Here is a 2,546-nt window from a genome sequence, read left to right on the forward strand (position 1 = left end):
AGCCGTCATTGTCACTGCGCGCCGGATGTGGCCGCGCGACATAGGCCGATGCTCCATTCGCTTCGTGATAGACCCGTGCCAGCATTTCAGCCAGTACGCCCGACGTCACCATCTGCACCCCGGCGATGAGCAGGAAGAAGCCGGTGAACAGCATCGGTCGCGTTCCAATGTCTTCGGCGAAAAGCAGCTTCAGGCAAAGCAGGTAGGCAAGGATCAGCGAACCCAGAGCGCCAAGCACGATGCCGATGCCGCCGAAGAAGTGCCCGGGCCGCGTGCGATAACGCATGAAGAAGTACATGAAGACCAGATCGAGCACGACCCTGAAGGTGCGCGAAATGCCGTATTTGGATTGGCCATGGATGCGGGCGTGATGCGTCACCACTTCCTGCGCGATGCGTCTGGGGGTCGTCACCGTGGCCAGCCATGCCGGGATGAAGCGGTGCATCTCGCCATAGAGCTTGACGCTGCGGATGACGTTGCCGCGATAGACCTTGAGGCTGCAGCCATAGTCCTTGAGGCGCACCCCGGTGACGCGCGCGATCAGCGCGTTGGCGATGCGCGAGGGCAGCCTGCGCATGAAAAAACCTTCCTGGCGATCCTTGCGCCAGCCCACCACCAGGTCGAGATCCTCGCTCAACAGGCGGTAGACCATACGCGGAATGTCGTAGGGATCATTTTGCAGGTCGCCGTCGATCGTGGCGATGACGTCGCCGCGCGCTGCGTCGATACCGGCCTGCATCGCGGCGGTTTGCTTGTAGTTGCGCACCAGCTCGACCGCATGCACATGCGGGCCGTAATGCGCCGCCAGGCGCCTGATCTCGCTCACCGTCGCGTCGGTGCTGCCGTCATCGACCAGCACGACCTCCCACGGCTGGCCGTAGCGTTCCATCGCCTGGTGAATCCGCACCAGCAGCGGTTCGACGTTCTCGGCCTCGTTGTACATGGGCACGACGATGGACAGTGTATGGTCCGGCATCACCGCGCCGTCAGGCAGTCCCGAAGCAGGGATGGGCAATACGCTCATAGGGATGGCTTCCTTGCAGGGCCGACGGCCGGGTTCCCCGGCAGTGTCGATTTCGAGGGAAACAGCCAGGCGATCGCACCCGTGGCGATTGCCGAGCAGAAGATGAACAGATGCAATGCCAGCGCTGCCTGAAGGCCGCTCTTCATGGCAATGCCGGAGGTGAGCAGCGCCGCCGCTGCACCCGCTTCGTAGGTGCCGAAGCCGGCGACGCCTTGCACCGGTAGTATGGCGGCGCCTTCGGCCCCGACGACGCCTGGAAAGGCGGTCGAAAAGGATGTCCCCAGTAGCATTGCCAGCAACCATCCCTGCACAGTGAGCTTCAGCGACCAATTGGCGATCGTCCACCACCAGCCATAACGCGATCGGCCGGTCGCCTCGGTGAAGACATCGCGCAGCCTGCCGAGTTTCGCCACGATCTTGCCGCGGCCTGCCCAGTCATGCGGCGCACGCGCCCAGCGCGGCAGGTACCAGGCGGCAGCGATTACCGCGGCCACGCCCGCGATTCTTATCGCCGGATGCAGGCCCGGCCACACAGCCAGGGCCAGCACGCCGACGACGAAGGCGTCCTGCAGCCTGAACCACAGCAGCGAGGCGCTGGCACGCATGATCGGTATGCCGAAGACCTGGCGCAGGAGCAGGGGAAATGCCGTCTCGCCGCCGCGGAAGGGCACGACGTTGATCATCGCATTGTGGATCAGAATGACGCGCAGGCAGGCGCCGAAACGGCCATGCACCTCCTCGCGGAACTCGTCGCAGACGCGCAGCGCGCGCAGCACGTAGGTGACGAACAGCGCAAGCGCCACGGCCGCGAAAGCGCCGGGCGTGATGCTCGCGAAAGCATCGCCCACCATCTTCCAGCGCGAGTCGCTGGCGACCCACGCTAGTAGGGCCAGGGTCACGATTATTGAGATTGCTCTTTTCAACCAATTCTCCGCCGGTTTCCACCGCCGAGTTCAAATGGCAGCACCGCGTGGTGCCCGAGTATCCCTACCGCCATCGGGGATCGGTTCGCCTGGCCCACCGGCTTGCCGAGTTTCGGCAGGAGAACGCGACCGCCGAACCGTCGGGACAATATCCTGTCCAAGGCCCACAGCCCCAGACTGTCGCGGTTCTATGGACGGCTGATCCTATAGACCAGCAAATCGTCCGAATCCACAAGCTTGGTTGCGGTCTTGCCGAGATAGTCGATGACCCCGTCATGATGCTCGAGGAACAGCCGGTCCTGCTTGTCCGCGGCGTTCTTGGCCGTGCCGAACAGGTCCGCGCCTTGCGCGCGCAATTCCTCGAGCTGCGCGATCGCGGTGGCATCGTCCGCTACGAATTTCGACCATTCGACATCGCCGCCGCCAGGCGGGAACACCCAGCCGCGCGCTCTGCTGTAGTAGACGGCGACGGGATCGCCGACCTCGGGCGCAATGGCGACGACGAGGTCGCCCGGCTGCGCTAACCGCGCCAGTTCGTCGCCAAGCAGCTTGCCATTCATGGCGATCGGCGTCTTCATTGTTCTGACAAGGGGAAAAGT

At 63.9% G+C, this 2,546-nt stretch carries 2 protein-coding genes and 1 pseudogene; all 3 read right to left on the reverse strand.

The annotated features are described in order from the left end of the window. Positions 1-976: glycosyltransferase family 2 protein (locus EN906_RS30560; RefSeq protein WP_245484361.1), on the reverse strand; the 976-nt coding region annotated here is incomplete at its 3' end. A 44-nt stretch (positions 977-1,020) separates the two neighbouring features. Further along, positions 1,021-1,947: a lysylphosphatidylglycerol synthase domain-containing protein gene (locus tag EN906_RS30565; protein ID WP_127270649.1), complete on the reverse strand. Its 927-nt coding sequence runs from the start codon at positions 1,945-1,947 to the stop codon at positions 1,021-1,023. A 188-nt stretch (positions 1,948-2,135) separates the two neighbouring features. Then, a pseudogene (locus EN906_RS30570) lies at positions 2,136-2,546 on the reverse strand (glycosyl transferase); the annotation flags it as partial.

Origin of the sequence: Mesorhizobium sp. M7A.F.Ca.CA.004.06.1.1, from assembly GCF_003999135.1 — a bacterium.
Taxonomy (GTDB): Bacteria; Pseudomonadota; Alphaproteobacteria; order Rhizobiales; family Rhizobiaceae; genus Mesorhizobium.